Origin of the sequence: uncultured Campylobacter sp. (assembly GCF_937997405.1) — a bacterium.
Classification (GTDB): domain Bacteria; phylum Campylobacterota; class Campylobacteria; order Campylobacterales; family Campylobacteraceae; genus Campylobacter_B.
On sequence record NZ_CALKTL010000140.1, the window covers coordinates 1 to 15,215 of the forward strand.

Annotated in this window: 11 protein-coding genes and 2 pseudogenes; 10 read left to right on the top strand and 3 right to left on the bottom strand. The window is 47.0% G+C overall.

The genetic code is table 11. From position 1 onward, the window contains the following. The 3 genes and pseudogenes from Q0372_RS07405 to Q0372_RS07415 form a co-directional block, all read right to left on the bottom strand. Positions 1–601: pseudogene (locus Q0372_RS07405) on the bottom strand (RND family transporter); the annotation flags it as partial. A gap of 23 nt (positions 602–624) precedes the next feature. Next, positions 625–1,209 (bottom strand): ABC transporter substrate-binding protein, encoded by a 585-nt coding sequence (locus Q0372_RS07410; protein ID WP_298104456.1) that lies wholly within the window; start codon positions 1,207–1,209, stop codon positions 625–627. Positions 1,210–1,211: 2 nt separating this feature from the next. Further along, positions 1,212–1,931 (bottom strand): VacJ family lipoprotein, encoded by a 720-nt coding sequence (locus tag Q0372_RS07415; RefSeq protein ID WP_297880728.1) that lies wholly within the window; start codon positions 1,929–1,931, stop codon positions 1,212–1,214. A gap of 184 nt (positions 1,932–2,115) precedes the next feature. Between Q0372_RS07415 and Q0372_RS07420 the strand changes: the two genes are divergently transcribed. The 10 genes and pseudogenes from Q0372_RS07420 to carA all read left to right on the top strand — a co-directional run bounded on the left by Q0372_RS07420 (position 2,116) and on the right by carA (position 14,702). Beyond that, positions 2,116–2,904 carry a TOBE domain-containing protein gene (locus tag Q0372_RS07420; RefSeq protein ID WP_298104461.1) on the top strand — a complete coding sequence of 263 codons (789 nt, stop codon included), beginning with the start codon at positions 2,116–2,118 and terminating at the stop codon, positions 2,902–2,904. Between the two features lie 101 nt (positions 2,905–3,005). Continuing rightward, the gene (gene modA, locus Q0372_RS07425) at positions 3,006–3,773 is read left to right on the top strand and encodes a molybdate ABC transporter substrate-binding protein (RefSeq protein ID WP_298104464.1); all 768 of its coding nucleotides are present in this window, start codon (positions 3,006–3,008) and stop codon (positions 3,771–3,773) included. After that, complete coding sequence (locus tag Q0372_RS07430) at positions 3,773–4,165, top strand: hypothetical protein (protein ID WP_298104467.1); 393 nt, start codon at positions 3,773–3,775, stop codon at positions 4,163–4,165. Before modA ends, Q0372_RS07430 begins: the two co-directional genes overlap by 1 nt. Beyond that, the gene (locus tag Q0372_RS07435) at positions 4,152–5,000 is read left to right on the top strand and encodes an ATP-binding cassette domain-containing protein (protein ID WP_298104470.1); all 849 of its coding nucleotides are present in this window, start codon (positions 4,152–4,154) and stop codon (positions 4,998–5,000) included. Before Q0372_RS07430 ends, Q0372_RS07435 begins: the two co-directional genes overlap by 14 nt. 1,040 nt (positions 5,001–6,040) lie before the next feature. Next, positions 6,041–6,731, top strand: a pseudogene (gene modB, locus Q0372_RS07440) (molybdate ABC transporter permease subunit). A 51-nt stretch (positions 6,732–6,782) separates the two neighbouring features. Further along, positions 6,783–10,850: a diguanylate cyclase gene (locus Q0372_RS07445; protein WP_298104473.1), complete on the top strand. Its 4,068-nt coding sequence runs from the start codon at positions 6,783–6,785 to the stop codon at positions 10,848–10,850. Continuing rightward, complete coding sequence (locus tag Q0372_RS07450) at positions 10,847–11,710, top strand: ATP phosphoribosyltransferase regulatory subunit (RefSeq protein WP_298104476.1); 864 nt, start codon at positions 10,847–10,849, stop codon at positions 11,708–11,710. Before Q0372_RS07445 ends, Q0372_RS07450 begins: the two co-directional genes overlap by 4 nt. Further along, positions 11,707–12,957 (top strand): adenylosuccinate synthase, encoded by a 1,251-nt coding sequence (locus Q0372_RS07455; protein WP_297924678.1) that lies wholly within the window; start codon positions 11,707–11,709, stop codon positions 12,955–12,957. Before Q0372_RS07450 ends, Q0372_RS07455 begins: the two co-directional genes overlap by 4 nt. A 75-nt stretch (positions 12,958–13,032) precedes the next feature. Then, the gene (locus tag Q0372_RS07460) at positions 13,033–13,584 is read left to right on the top strand and encodes a DUF507 family protein (RefSeq protein WP_295151044.1); all 552 of its coding nucleotides are present in this window, start codon (positions 13,033–13,035) and stop codon (positions 13,582–13,584) included. Then, positions 13,584–14,702: a glutamine-hydrolyzing carbamoyl-phosphate synthase small subunit gene (gene carA, locus Q0372_RS07465; protein ID WP_298104479.1), complete on the top strand. Its 1,119-nt coding sequence runs from the start codon at positions 13,584–13,586 to the stop codon at positions 14,700–14,702. The genes Q0372_RS07460 and carA overlap by 1 nt, the downstream gene beginning before the upstream one ends. The last annotated feature ends 513 nt before the right edge of the window (positions 14,703–15,215 follow it).

Genomic DNA, 15,215 nt, shown 5'->3' on the forward strand with positions numbered 1-15,215 from the left:
GTGAAATTTGAGCCCCCGAGTGGTTGGCCTCATGCTCTGCTTGCTCTAGAGCGCTTTTAGCCCCGTCTCTTACGCGCAAAAGCTCCTCGTAGCGGGTCTGCGGCCTTAAATTTATTAAAATTGCGGTAGTGCGAAGATCAGCGCTTACTAAATTTGACGCGTAAAAGGGGCTTGTGGCAAACTCGCGCCTAGCCGCGGTTAAATTTACGTCTGCATCGGTAAGGGTGGGTATGTGTTTAAGCAGCTCGCTCATGCCGCCACCTTTGTTTAGCAAAAGCGGTACGTTCGTGATGTCCGTGACGCTAGCGACGAAATCCAGCTTGGAAAAAGCTGCGTCCATCTGCGCTATTTTGCGGACAGTTTCGGGCGCTAAAAGATCGCCCGCGGGAGTATAGGCGACGACTAAGAAATTCGGCGTTTCGTAGCGCTTGGACACTTCGCGCCAAATTTGAAGGTCCTCGTCGTTATCAAGTAGAAGCGTCTGGCTCGAAGCGTCTATCTCTAGCTTTGTGGAGTAATATCCGAAAAACAGCGCCAGCGCCGTAAACAGCGCGAGCGTGATTTTCGGAAACGCGACGATTAGGCGAAAGATTTTTTTCAAATACCGCTCTTTTGAGTGCGTCGCTATTCGCCGCTATTGATGACGGTGGAATTTAGCCGCTTTATAAGCTCGTCAAAGCCCAAGCTTTGCGTTACGTCGCCAAGCTGCGAGCGGTAGGTCTGGATTAGGCTGACGCCCACGATATCGACGTCGTAGATACGCCAATCGGCGCCGTTAGGATAAAATTTAAAATCTATGTCGTAATTTTTCTGCTCGCCGATGACCTGCGTTTTTAGCACGCGGCGCTTATCGCTCGGGCTTTGTTTGCTTAGCACCTTCATATCCTGATCGGTATAAAGCGAAAGTTTTTCGATAAACGAGCGCTTTAGATGCGCCTCGAAAGCTTTATCAAATTCTGCGATCTGCGCAGGGCTAAGGCTCGCGTAATGCTTCGCAAGGGAGAGCTTTGCCATCATCTTATAATCAAAATAGCCGTCAAAAAGCGCAAAAATTTTCGCAGGCTTTGCGTCTTTCGGGATGCTGCTTCGCATAATGTTTACGGCTTCGGCGACCTTTTGGCTCATCACCGGCTCGATATCCGCATCGTTAATAGCGTGCGCCGAAATCAAAAGCGCTCCGCAAAGCGCTAGAACTTTTAAAATTTTCATTTTCATTCCTTTATTAATTTCTCGCGATTTTGCTCGTAAGCATCGCGTAAAAATGGATACAGATCCACCGCATCTTTGGTCATTTTTTCATAAAATTTCGGATCGCGCGAGTAGTCGTTAAATATTCTAAATCCATTGACGGAGTTTCGAACAGTGCCGTCTTTAATATAATTTATCGGGTTTGAAAAATAATCTCCTACAAGCCCCGCTGTATCGCGTAGATTGCTTTGTCCTAAGATCGGCCAGACGATGTGCGGACCCGCCGGCACGCCCCAGTATCCTAGTGTCTGCCCGAAATCCTCGTCGTGGCGCGGAATCCCGTAGTATTTGCCTGCCATATCGTTAAGCCCGCCGAAGCCGACGGTCGAGTTGATCAAAAACCGCTTCGTCTCGTCCCAAGAATTTTCAAATTTACCCTGCAATAGGTTGTTTACGAGCCTCATCGGATATAAAATATTATAGAAAAAATTTGAAAACGCGCCCTGGATCGGATCGGGCATTACGTAATCGTAGCCGCTGGCTACGGGGGTTAATATGTATGAGTAAAATACGTCGTTGAAGCTCGTCATAACGCGGTTATAGCCGCTAAGCGGATCGAAAACCTCACGTTTGGCAAACTCCTCATCAAAACCATCCGTATCGCTAGGTGCTACGTCTTGCTTTTGCGAGCAACCGCAAAGTGCCAATGCCGCGGCTAAGAATATAATTTTTATAAATTTCAAAATGCGACCCTTCTTTATAAATCAAAGTGGCGATTTTACAAGTTTAAAGAAATTTTGTCAATAAAGGTAAAATTTCATATAGAATTTCCCTCTTTATAGCGCAAAATAAAGCCTGCGGCTCTTTAAGAAATATATCAGAGGATATATTATAAAATCACGCGAAAGTAAATAAGAAAGGATGAAAATGGATGCAAAATTTGCTTTGGAATTCCTACTTGGCAAGGAAACATCGCTTCTAGCCAAGCATATTAAGCTACTTAAGGCCGTAGATGAGACTAAAAGTATTACAAAGGCCGCAGAGATCGTAGGAGTGTCGTATAAAAACGGCTGGGATGCGCTAAATTTAATCAACAACGCGAGCAAAAAGCCGCTCATTGTTCGCACTCAAGGTACTAAGAAAAATAGCGGCTCCGAGCTCACTCCATACGCTCACAAGTTGATTCGCGCTTATGATGCTATCAGCCACGCGGGCGAGACGTTTTTGAGTGAAATTTTAAAGCTTGACGAGATCACCGAAGAGAGCCTTTTAAGCTTAGAGAAGATCGGTATGAAGCTTTCTGCACGCAATCAGCTAAGCGTTGAGATTACGGATGTTCAAACAGGCGCTGTAAACTCGCAGATCACGGCTAAGCTTGCAGGTGGCGAAATTTTATGCGCGACGGTAACCGTAGAGAGCGAAAAGAATTTAGGGCTTAAGCCGGGCAAGGATGTGCTGTTTTTATTCAAAGCTCCAAGCGTCATCATTGCCAAAGGAAGCTCGGAGAAGCTAAAACTTAGCACGACGAATAAAATCAAGGGCACGATTAGCGAGGTCAAAATCGGCGCGGTAAACGCAGAGATCTGTCTAGGCACAAGCTCGCATCAAAACATCACCGCGATCATCACGCGAGAATCTGCCACCGCGATGGCTCTAGGAGTAGGAGATGAAGTAACGGCGATCATCGAGCCTAGCGAGATCATTATTGGCGCGTAATAGGGTGAAATTGGGTGCGCAAAATTTTAAAATTTAAGGCGTAAATTTAAAATTTTAGATACAATTCAATTCTCGGTGAGAGCCGAAACGAAAGGCATAAAATGAAGTTGAAAGCAGTGCTTTTAGGAATTTTAACCGCAGGCGCGCTAAGCGCAGGCGAGGTCAGCGTCGCAGCCGCTGCGAACACGACGTATGCGTTTGACGAGATCAAGGCGGAATTTGTCAAGCTGCATCCGCAAACTACGCTAAATGTGAGCTTGGGTGCGAGCGGTGCGCTTAGCACGCAGATCAAAAACGGCGCTCCGTTTGATGTTTTTATGGCGGCTGATATGAAATTTGCAGACGATATGTATAAAGAGGGCTTTGCGACGGCGCCTGCCAAAACTTACGCCAAAGGCAAAGTGGCGATGTTTAGCGTGCGCGGTGTAGATCTTAGCAAGGGGCTTGAAGCTTTAAAAGACCCTAGCGTTAAAACGATTTCCATAGCAAATCCAAAGACCGCTCCTTACGGCACCGCAAGCGTACAGGCTTTCCAAAAAGTGGGAGTTTACGACGAGATCAAAGGCAAAATCGTAGAAGCAAAATCGATCGGCGAGGCTCTTTCGCAAGCGCTTAAAGCGTCCGACATTGGTTTTATCGCAGCTAGCGCGATGTATGCGCCTAAGATGGCGAAAGACGGCTGCAACGGCAAGCCTTGCAAAGAGGGCGAAAATTTCGTTTTGGTCGACACCAAGCTCTACGAGCCAATAGCTCAAGGCATGGTTGTGCTAAACCGCGCCAAAGACAATGCAGAAGCCAAGGCATTTTATGATTTTATCCTAAGCGATAAGGGCAGGGCGATCTTTGCTAAATACGGATACGAGTTTTAATGATTAGAGCGAGAATCAACGAAATTTTACAAAAAGACGGCATCCATTCTGTAGGATTCATCGCGGGCGGCATCAAGCTGCGTGGCGTATTTCTGCAGCTAAGTAGCGAGCTTAAGGTGGGCAGTGAAGTTTACGTGGGCTTTAAAAGCACTGATGTGCTTTTATCTCGCGAAGCTCTAAGCGGTGTATCTAGCGAAAATGAAATTCACAGCAAGATTACGAGCCTAAGCTTGGGCGAAATTCTATGTACGCTCAGGTTTGAAGGCAAGATAAGCTTTGATGTGCTCATTAGCGCGCATTGCGCGCAGGAGCTTGCTTTACGCGAGGGCGACGAGGTTTTCGCATACATTAGCGCCACTGCGATATATATAGAAAAATATGATAACGATTGATTGTAAGAAAAAAATCAGTGATGATTTCTCGATTGATGCTCGCTTAGAGATTAACAAAGGCTCGTTTGTGTGCCTATATGGGCGCAGCGGCAGCGGTAAGACTACACTGCTGCGCATTTTGGCTGGATTTTTGCGCGCAGATAGTGGTAGCATAAAAGACGGCGATCGCGTGCTACAAGAAGGCGCCGAATTTTTAAGTGCGGGCAAGCGCAGGATTGGCTTTTTGTTTCAAGACTACGCACTTTTTGAGAATATGAGCGTGACGGGCAATCTACTTTTTGCCAGAAACGATCCGCAAAAAGCTGCGATGCTGCTTGAAATTTTAGAGCTTAGTGGGCTTGCGAAATCCGGCGTCGAGGGTCTTAGTGGCGGACAGAAGCAGCGCGTAGCACTTGCTCGCGCACTGATGCAAGAGCCTGAAATTTTGCTACTTGACGAGCCGCTTTCGGCGCTTGATTTTACGATGCGCGAAAAAATCCAAGAGTATTTGCTAAAGATCCACGAGCAGTTTCATCAGACTGTGATTTTAGTAAGCCACGACATAAGCGAGATTTATAGGCTTTGCAAGCGAGTTTATGAGATGAAGGACGGCAGGATCGTCCGCACCGGTACGCCGGAGGAAATTTTTCTTAAAACTAGCGGCTCACAGAAGTTTTCTTTCGCGGGCAAGGTTGTCGATTTGCAAGCACGCGACGGGATTAAAGTAGCCGTCGTAGCGATCGGCAGCCAGCTGTGCGAAGTGGTGCTAAGCAATGCAGAAGCCGAGGGCTTGCAAGTAGGCGATGAGGTCAAAACAGGCGCCAAAGCCTTTAATATCACTCTGCGTAAAATTTAAACTTGCAGGCAAGCTTGGGCGCGCCTGGGTGAGAAATTTCAACTAGATTAGAGATTTAAATGTAGACTCTTATGGAATTTTACGTAGAATTTAGATGAGGAATTTTGCGAAATTTTAGCTAGATTTGCCCGTAAAATACGGGGATGTTTTAAAATTTCATTCGCATCGCGCTTAGATTTTCATGAAACACAAAATTTAAACGCAGGCTAGAGTAAAACCGCAACGCTAGACTAGATAGCGTGTGGAAATTAAGCTTTAAATTTTAGATTTTGCGCAGGCAGGCGCCGTTAAATTTCTTCTTTTTTATTAATTGGCGGCGGTCGGTTTATCTTTAAATTTAGCGGCTTTTAGCTTACTTTTTTGGCAGGAGTTGCGCGAATTCTATCATGCGATCTTGGTAAAAATTTAATGTAAAGCTTCGCAAAAACTTAAATTTTTAGATTTGGAATTTTGCCTGGATTTTGTGGCTTTGAAATTTGAAAAGTTCTAACGACTCGAAGCTTGAGCGTTAAACTCGCTTAATGAGCTATGACAGGTTTTCATTAACCCGGTCTTTTAGGTTTATACGAAATTTTAAAATTTCGTTTTGTCGGTCCCAATGAAATTCCGCTAGGTCGTTCGGAGGGCGTCGTTTAGCCTATCTTGCGTGAAATTTGCGCTCAGATAAATCCTGCCCGCTCAAGTTTTAAAGCTAAGCTAAGCTTTTTGAAATTTAGCTCAGCAAAATTCGTGACCTTAAAAATTTGCCAGCTTAGTAGAGTTTAAATGCCTGACGGAATTTGCACGCTTGAAGGAATTTATTAGCCAAGCAATTTTATAAAATTCCGCTCGCTTTAGCTTGCGCGAAATTTTTAAAATTTCATTTTGCTAAAGCTCTTGCGCAGCTAGGTTTGCGCAGAATTTTTCAAAATTTCATTTTGCAAAGCCTTATGACTATGAGGTTTTCACAAATTCTATCTAGCTTTGCCTCTAAATTTTAAAGTAGGGCTAGGCTTTTAAAATTTTATAGTTTGGGCCCAGCGGCTCGGCTCGGAGGATAAATGTTTGAAATTCTAAAAGGGCTTGATTACACGCCGTTTCTCGTTTCATTAAAGCTTGCGAGCTTAACGACATTTGCGTTGTTTATCATCTGCGTGCCGCTCGCGTTTTTTTATGGCGAGAAAAAATTTCCGCGGCAAAAGCGTGATAGAATCGATCATTTCGCTTCCGCTGGTGCTGCCGCCTTCGGTGCTGGGGTTTTACCTGCTCGTTTTTTTATCGCCGTATTCGGCGCTGGGGGAGTTTTTCGACAAACACTTCGGGCTTAGACTCGTATTTAATTTCAGCGGGCTTGTGATCGCGAGCTGTATCTACTCGCTGCCGTTTATGTTTTCGCCGCTAGTTTCGAGCTTTCGCTCGCTTCCGCGCTCGCTTTTTTGGGCGTGCGATTCGCTCGGCAAGAGCTATTTCTCCAAGCTTTTTCGCGTTGCATTGCCCGCGATTCGGCATTCCCTGCTTAGCGCCTTGGTGATCTGCTTTGCGCACACGATGGGCGAGTTTGGCGTCGTGCTAATGATCGGCGGCAGCGTAAGCGAGCAGACCAAGGTCGCCTCCATTGCGATCTACGAAGCGACCGAGACGCTGGATTTTGCGCAGGCTCACGCGTATTCGGCGCTGATGCTACTCTTTAGCTTTGCGGTGCTTTTGATCATGCATTTTTTGGGCGCGCGCGGAGCGAAAATCAAAGCTTAAATAGGCTTTAAAACGAAATTTGCTAAAATCCTGCAAAATTTGGAATTTGGCATGAAAAACAAAAAAGACTTCGTTACCGAAAGATTTAACGCCGCCTTGATTCTAGGCGCTGCACTACTTACGCTTGTAGTAGTTTGCGAGATTAGCTTTTTGCGCACTAGGATCGCTACGCAGCTTGATTTGCGGACGCGCACGGCGATTACTTTACTTAAAAATACCGACGAGTCGCTTTTTAGCGAGCTTGAAATACTAAAAGAAACTATCCTTTCTCTGGACGCAAGGCATGAGGCTGCGCAAAGCGAGCTTTACGCGGATTTGATCCGCAACGTCGTAAAATCTTCTCATAGATTTGACGCTATTTTTTATCTGCGCGCCCACGGCGCGGAACAGGAGAGCTTGGCGTATTTTTCATCGGATGCGCGTATTTCGGATCTTGGCGAGATACGGCTTGCGGATATCACAAGCGAGCTAAAAAAGGATGAATGGGTATCGCGCTATATGATGATGGATAGGGCGTGGCGGTATTTTTTGATCAAGCGCGTAAATGCTGATTCGTATCTGCTAGGCTTTGCCAACACTGCTAGACCGATTGCCAGGCTCTCTTCGCTGGGAGATATTTTGGTCTTTAATGCCGAAGGCAAATTTTTTAACGCTCCTGGTAGCGCAACCGATCTATTGGGGCAGGATTTTGATTTTTCGCGCCTAGGCGAAGTGGTGAGCTTCGAAGACGAATCGGGGCTAGGCTTTGCATATCTTGCAAAATTTGGAGATAATTTCGTAATGGCTCGCGAACGAGCCGGCTATTTTTTGGGCGCGGACGATTTTATCGTCGTAGCGCTAGCGGCGGCTATTTTAGCTTATTTAATCCTTCTAATTTCAAATTTTACGTTTTTAAAAAAGCGCGTTTTCATCCCGCTTGCAGCAGTTCAAAACGCTCTGCGCCAAGGGGATTACCACTCCAAAATCCGCGATATAGAAGCGCTAAATCCGCTAAGCTCCGTCTTAGAAATTTCTAAATCCATAGATGAGGTTTTGAAGTCTAATTTGCGCCACGGCGATTTTAGCCTCAGCTTTAAAGATGCGCTAAAATACAGCTCTCTTTCGGTGCTTAGCATCGATAACGTCGCAGGCACGATCGAAAGCGCTAGCAACGGCGCGCGCGAGCTTTACGGCGATGACGTCGTAGGACGGAATATCTTCGCGCTGCAAGCAGGCTCATTTTACGATCACGCCTATCAAACCCAGCGCGCAAACTATGTCAAAGAAAACTATGTCGTAACCCGCCAAGAGACCAAAAATGGCGTCAAAGACCTTTATGTTAAAAAATCTTATATCCGCGACGGAAGTAAAATTTCAACCCTTTTTGTGGTACTTGATGCGTCAAAATATCGCAGATTTTACGATGAAACCAAGCAAAAATATGAGTATTTAAATCACGCACCTATCGTTACGCTCGTGTTTGACTACACTTCGGGCAAGATCGTAGATGCTAGCAAAAATATAAAAGAGCTTTGGGGTTACGAAGCGGCGCAGTTTTTAAGCGGCGAGATAAGGCTATGGGATTTGTTGGATGAAAAGGACGCGAATGAGGCTAAAAATGAAATTTTAAACCGCTTAGCCGATATGCCCGCAGAAGAGCTAAGCTTTTCTCAAAGCTATAAAATTCGCCACAATGACAATATCCGCTATAGCTACGAAGTGAGTATCTATGTCAAAAAGTCCGCCTCCAGGGCTGCGTTTTATTTTCAAAATATCGATGACGATGTTAAGGCGATCCGCGGCTTGCAGGAGGATTTGGACTTTTATCGCACGGTAATCGAGACTAGGAATTTTTGCACCTGCTTAATCGACCTTGATGCGCAGACGCTATCGTTTGATAAAAATTACTTTAAAATTTTAAAATATCGCGGCAAAAGGCTAAACACTGCGATGAGCTTTGGGGAGTTCAGTTATGAAATTTACTTCGCGGATTTAGAGAATTTCAATAAAATGATCCGCGAATGCACCGCCGGGCTTAGGAGCGATTTTAGCTGCGAATTTCGTCTGCGAAACGCCGCTAATGCCTATACTTGGATTAGTATGCAAGGCTACGTCACCGAAAAGCACGGCTCTCGCTCTCGCCTTGTAAAAACTACGCTCGAAGATATCAGCTCGCGCAAGCAGACGGAGCTGGAGCTAAATTTAAACGCCAACGTCTTTTCGCGCTCGCTAGAGGCGATCTTAATCACAGATGAGAGCGGTCGCGTGCTGCGCGCTAATAACGTCTTTTATGAAATCACCGGCTATAGCGAAAGCCAAACCATCGGCAAAATTCCAAATTTCTTCGCTCCTACGGAAGGCGGAGCAGACGTGATGGAGAGGATTAGAAAAAATCTCGTCGGCAAACAGACCTCTTACAAAGATGAAATTTACGGACTAAAAAGAGGCGGTGGCACCTTTCCTGCGCTATTTACGGCAATTGCGATAAAGGATGATTTTTCGCTTACTTCAAATTTCATTCTGATGTTTACCGAAATTTCGCAGATCAAACAAAAGGAGAGCGAGCTAGCCAAGATCGCCCACCACGACGCGCTTACGGGGCTTCCGAACAGAGTGTATTTTATGAAAGCCGCGCAGGGCTATACCGCAAACGCGGGCAGCAGCGGCAAATTGATGGCTGTGCTTTTCATCGATTTTGATGGCTTTAAGGCGATCAACGACACCTACGGGCACGAGGTCGGCGATATGTTTTTACAAGCGATCTCAAAGGCGATGAGCGGGCTACTGCGCAAAGGCGATATCTTAGCGCGCCTAGGCGGCGATGAGTTTGGCGCTATCATTGGCGATCTGCAAAGTAAGGATGCCGCGCATGTGCTATTAGATCGTCTGCTTGGAATTTCAAAGATGAAATTTAACCTCAAAGGCAATGAGATTAGCGCAAGCATCAGCGTTGGCGCAGCGTTTTACGACGGCAGCGAAAAGATCGATTTTCCAGGACTTTTATCGCGCGCCGATAGAGCGATGTATCGCGCTAAAACGAGCGGCAAAAACCGCTACTGCATCTTTGAGCGCGCCGAAGCAGACGGGCCTAGCGAGGAAGGGATTGCTGCGGCGATCGAAGAGGGGGAGTTTTTCGTGCTCTATCAGCCGATCATTAGCGGCGCGCAGATTTACGGGTATGAGCTGCTTTTACGCTGGGATCGCGGAAAGCGCGGAATTCTTGCCCCGCAGGATTTTGCGCAGATATTAAGCGAGCCGCGATTTGAGTTGCCGATCTCAAAATTTGCGTTTTCAAAGATGATGGAATTTAATGCTCAAACGGGCGCAAACTGCTCGATAAACGTAAGTCTAGCCGTGCTTACAAACGACGAATTTTACGATTTCGTAGCTCATAGCTTGCGAGACAGAGCTAATGCAAAAGGCGAGTTGATGTTTGAGATAACCGATTTTAGCGAGCAAAATTTTAAGGAATTCGCCCCTGCGCGTGGGCGTTATGCAGATCTTGGGGTTAAATTTGCTCTTAATAGTGCAAATAAAAGCAATATCCCATTCCTGAATGCCCAGCCTTTCGATGTCGTTAAAATCGACCGCGAGCTCTGCCTTGACATAGGCAAGAAAAAAAATGCTATCCGAACGATGGTGGAGATCACGGGCAAGCTAAAGCGGGAGTTTGGATTTGCTCTCGGTGCTCAAGGGGTCGAAAACGCGCTGTCGCTGCGACTTTTAAATAATCTAAAATTTAACTATCTGCAGGGAAATTTTATTGCAAAAGCGTTGGACCGCAGAGAGATAGACGCTTTCATTGCGCGATTTAAAGATACGCCCAAGCTCGCAGCCATCGATAAAGATGAGTTTATCAGCTTCTTAAACGCGCTTGATTACAAAGAGCTTGCTTTAAGCTTCGTTTCGCGCGCCGATGCGGGCGATCTGAGCCCTGGAGAGTTCGAAGGCTTTAGAGCAAAATTCGGCGAAATTTTAAACAAAACTCAAAGCGCGGGCAGCGAAAAATTTGCGCTAAATACAGAAATACGTAAGCAAATTTTAGATATTCTTTCGCTTGATTACCGCGTTTTGGCAAGCTTCATTCAGAGCTTTAAAACGCGGCTAAATCAGTTCATAAGCGATTTGGAGGCAGCATGATAGATAGCGTTAGCGCCGATTTCGATCACGAGATACCAAACGGCTCGAGGCTGTATTTCGGAAAGAGCGCGCAGCTCAAGCGCGAGCTGGAAAATAAAGCGAGCGAAATCCTCGTGCAAAATGGCTTTAGCGAAATTTTAACGCCATATTTTTCATATCATCAACACCTAAGCGTCGCGCCGCAGAAGCTTCTCAAGCTATCTGATCCCACGAACCATGAGCTTGCGCTTCGCGCAGACAGCACCGTGGACGTCGTACGTATCGTGCGCAAACGGCTGAAAGACGATAAGTTAAGGCGACTATTTTATGTCCAGCCGACCTTTAAATACCCAAGCGACGAGTTTTATCAGATCGGCGCGGAGCTGATCGGGGAGAAAAATCTACCACTTGCGATCAAAATCGCACAGGAATTTTTTAAAGAATTTGATCTTGTGCCCGCGCTTCAGCTGAGCAATATCGAAATTCCGAAAAAAATTTGCGAAATTTTAAACCTGCCGCTTGAAATTTTTGAAAAGGGCAAGATTGAGACACTGCTTGAGCAAAATTTGCCCTGGCTGGACGCTACGGCTCGCGCCGTGTCGCTAAAGGACGTGCAGGATCTGCGCGCGCAGGTGCCTGAAGAGCTAAAGCCCTGCTTAGATGAAATTTTAAACCTAGGCGTGGATTACGAGTGTATCCGCGTTTCGCTGCTGTATTACTCCAAAATGCGCTATTACGATGCGCTATTTTTTAGATTTTTGGATGCGAGCGCAGTGTATTGCAACGGCGGAAATTACGAAATAGACGGGCTAAAATCCAGCGGCTTTGCGCTGCTAGTGGATGCTTTGATAGAAAAAATTATGCAAAAGGATGAGAAATGAGTAAAGTTGACGTAGTCATCGGCGCCCAGTGGGGCGATGAGGGTAAGGGTAAGATCGTAGATATGATAAGCGCGAATTACGATTTCGTATGTCGCAGCAGCGGCGGGCACAACGCGGGCCACACCATCGTCATAAACGGCGAGAAATTTGCGCTACATCTGGTGCCTAGCGGCGTGCTTCATAAAAATATCATCAACATCATCGGAAACGGCGTCGTTATCAACCCCGACGTGCTGATTACCGAGATGGCGCAGTTTGAAAATTTAAAGGGCAGATTTTTCATAAGCGAGAAGGCGTTTTTAAATTTACAGTACCACTCGCTGATCGATCAGGCGCGCGAAAAGAGTAAGGGCGAGCTTGCGATCGGCACCACCGGTAAGGGCATAGGGCCTGCGTATGCCGATAAGATCGCGCGCACGGGGCACCGCGTAGTGGAGCTTTTGGAGCCCGAAAGGCTTGCCGAGGCGCTATCGCGGGATTTCGCTTCGCATGAGAGCGTTTTTGAAAAAGCGGGGGTTAAAATTCCTAGCAAGCTTGAAATTTACGATGAGCTAAAGCGCTATAAAAGCGCGCTCGAGCCATACATCGCAGATACCACGCACATGCTGTGGAAGGCGCTTGATTACGACAAGCGCGTGCTCGTAGAGGGCGCGCAAGGAAGCCTGCTTGATATCGATCACGGCACCTATCCTTACGTCACGAGCTCGACGACTATCGCGGGCGGGGCTTGCAGCGGGCTCGGGCTCGCGCCGAAAGATATCGGCACGGTGATGGGAATTTTAAAAGCCTACACCACCCGCGTGGGCAACGGCGCGTTTCCTACCGAGGATAAAGGCCCGCAGGGCGAGGCGATGCGCGAGATCGGTAAGGAGTACGGCACCACGACGGGGCGCGCGCGCCGCTGCGGCTGGTTCGACGGAGTGGCTACGAAATACGCCGTGCGCCTTAGCGGCATCGACAAGCTCGCGCTTATGAAGCTTGACGTCTTAGACGGCTTTGAGAGCATTAAAATTTGCCGCGCGTATCGCTACAAGGGTGAGGAGATCGATTATTTCCCGATCGATTTGGAAGCTGCCGAGCCGGTTTATGAGCAGATGCCGGGCTGGGACAGCGTCAAGGGAATTTCAAAATTTGAAGATCTGCCGCAAAACGCGCAAAATTATATCCGCAAAATAGAGGAGCTAAGCGGCGCGAAGGTGGGCTTCATCTCCACCAGTCCCGAAAGAAGCGACACGATAATTTTATAAACCCGGTGAAATTTTAAAATTTCACCCGTTGCGGGCGGCGAGACCGCTCATAGAACTGAATTTAAAGGAACGATCATGCGAATACGACTACCACACGTGCCATATATCGCGCATAAAATAGCGCTGGATCTGCTAAACTCGGGCTGCGTTACGCTGAGTGCGGGCATAGAGCCCGTCGCCAAGGAAGCGGATGAGATCATAAGGGCCGATCTGCAAAAAGAAAGAGCGATAGACGAGCGCGCAAACGAGCTGATAGATGAGCGCATAAGCGAGCTTGACGAGATGAGCGTGAATAAAAAAGATATGTTTTGGCTCATCAAACGCCACATCGCAAACGACGAGAATTTCGAGCTAAATTTCGAGGATCGCTACGGCACCATATCGCATAAAATTTTAGAAACCGTTTGGAAGAAAAATTTGATCGATTACAAAGTCTCGGAAAACAGGCTAAAGACGATAATTTATAACGCGATCGACGAATATCTTAAAAATTATCAAAAGATTGAGGATGCGGTCTATGAAAAGATCGAGGGCTACAAGCAAAAACTGATCCCCGGCACCGAAGAATACGAGCTTGTGTTCGAAAAGCTCTACGAAGAGGAGCTAAGAAAACGGGGCATGCTGTAATGAACGCGTATATCTACATAGAAAACGGCATCTACCTGCAGGCCAAGGCGTTCGGCAAGGGCGGTAGCGCATTCGGCGAGCTCGTGTTTAACACCTCCGCCACCGGCTACGAGGAGATTATCTCAGATCCTAGCTATGCGGGGCAGTTTATTATTTTCACTATGCCTGAAATCGGCATCGTAGGGATCAACGAAAACGACAAAGAAAGCTCCAAAATCCACGCAAGCGGAATTTTCGTAAGAAATTTTAACAACGAGCCTTCAAATTTCCGCTCGCAGATGAGCTTGGAGAATTATTTTCTGCAAAACGGAAAATTCGGCGTTTACGACATCGACACCAGATTTTTAACCAAGATGCTGCGCGATCAGGGCAGTCTGCGCGCCTTCGTTTCTACCGAGATCAGCGATAAGGCGGCTCTTAAAAAGGCGCTTAGCGAGTCTGCGCGCATAGAGGAGATCAACTACGTAAGCATCGTAAGCACGAAGGCGCCGTACAAGCACACCTCCGGTCGCTGGGATGCCGAGCGAGGAAGCTACGCCCAGCCCGCAAGCTGCGGCAAAAAGATAGCCGTGATCGATTACGGCGTCAAGCGAAACATCCTAAATGAGCTTTGCGATCTGGGGCTCGGCGTCGAGGTTTTCCCGCACGACGTTAAAGCGGAAGCGCTGATCGCAAAATTTAAAGATGGGCAGATCGACGGCGTGTTTTTATCAAACGGCCCGGGCGAGCCTCGCATGCTTAAAGAGGAGATCGCGCAGATCAAAAAGATGGTCGAAGCGCGCGTGCCGATTTTTGGAATTTGCCTAGGTCATCAGCTGCTAAGCAACGCGATGGGGTATGAGACCTATAAGCTGAAATTCGGCCAGCACGGCGCAAACCACCCCGTGCAAAACCTGCGCACCAAATCGATCGAGATCACCGCGCAAAACCACAACTACAACGTCCCAGAAACGATTGCGCAGATCTGCGAGATCACGCACCGAAATCTTTTCGACGGCACGATCGAGGGGGTTCGCTACAGGGAGTACCCCGTATTTTCGGTGCAGCACCACCCCGAAGCCAGCGCAGGGCCTACTGAGAGCAAATATATCTTTAAAGAATTTCTTGAAATTTTATGATTTTTGAAATTTTGCCTGCACTAAATTTTACCGCGATTGCGCGGTAAAATTTTAAATTTGCGGCAAGCTTTAAATTCTAACGCGGTCTTTGCGTCGTAGATTTAAAACCCGTTGCAGCCTGGATAATTGCAGGCTGGAGCGGTACGCAAAGCGCACTTTTGCGGACTTAGGATTGTCGCGGCGATTTTGGATTAAGCGGTTTTTGGATGAAACGGATCTGCGCTAGTCGCGATTTTAAATTTAAACCGGCTGCGCGCCGCATGCTTTTCATTCGTGTGATTTTTGCATCCGCTTAGCTTTTAAGTGCACGCGCGGCTAAATTTTATGCGTTTTAAATTTAAAAATTGGGCTTGGCGCGCTTTGCCCTTTCAAAACAGATCCTGCGGTATATTTAGCATGGCTTCAAGCTCTTTAAATTTGACGAACCATTTTGTTGCCGTTAAAAGTTCCGCTAGCAAGCTGCCCTGTCGCCCGTAAAATTTTATCTAACGTCGCCCGCCCGTTAAAGTCTTA

Excerpts from the sequence above, each read along its gene's own strand:
- Q0372_RS07455 (WP_297924678.1), top strand. The coding sequence starts at position 11,707 with ATGAGTAAAGTTGACGTAGTCATCGGCGCCCAGTGGGGCGATGAGGGT.
- Q0372_RS07435 (WP_298104470.1), top strand. The coding sequence starts at position 4,152 with ATGATAACGATTGATTGTAAGAAAAAAATCAGTGATGATTTCTCGATT.
- Q0372_RS07410 (WP_298104456.1), bottom strand. The coding sequence starts at position 1,209 with ATGAAAATTTTAAAAGTTCTAGCGCTTTGCGGAGCGCTTTTGATTTCG.
- modA (WP_298104464.1), top strand. The coding sequence starts at position 3,006 with ATGAAGTTGAAAGCAGTGCTTTTAGGAATTTTAACCGCAGGCGCGCTA.
- carA (WP_298104479.1), top strand. The coding sequence starts at position 13,584 with ATGAACGCGTATATCTACATAGAAAACGGCATCTACCTGCAGGCCAAG.
- Q0372_RS07445 (WP_298104473.1), top strand. The coding sequence starts at position 6,783 with ATGAAAAACAAAAAAGACTTCGTTACCGAAAGATTTAACGCCGCCTTG.
- Q0372_RS07460 (WP_295151044.1), top strand. The coding sequence starts at position 13,033 with ATGCGAATACGACTACCACACGTGCCATATATCGCGCATAAAATAGCG.
- Q0372_RS07420 (WP_298104461.1), top strand. The coding sequence starts at position 2,116 with ATGGATGCAAAATTTGCTTTGGAATTCCTACTTGGCAAGGAAACATCG.
- Q0372_RS07430 (WP_298104467.1), top strand. The coding sequence starts at position 3,773 with ATGATTAGAGCGAGAATCAACGAAATTTTACAAAAAGACGGCATCCAT.
- Q0372_RS07450 (WP_298104476.1), top strand. The coding sequence starts at position 10,847 with ATGATAGATAGCGTTAGCGCCGATTTCGATCACGAGATACCAAACGGC.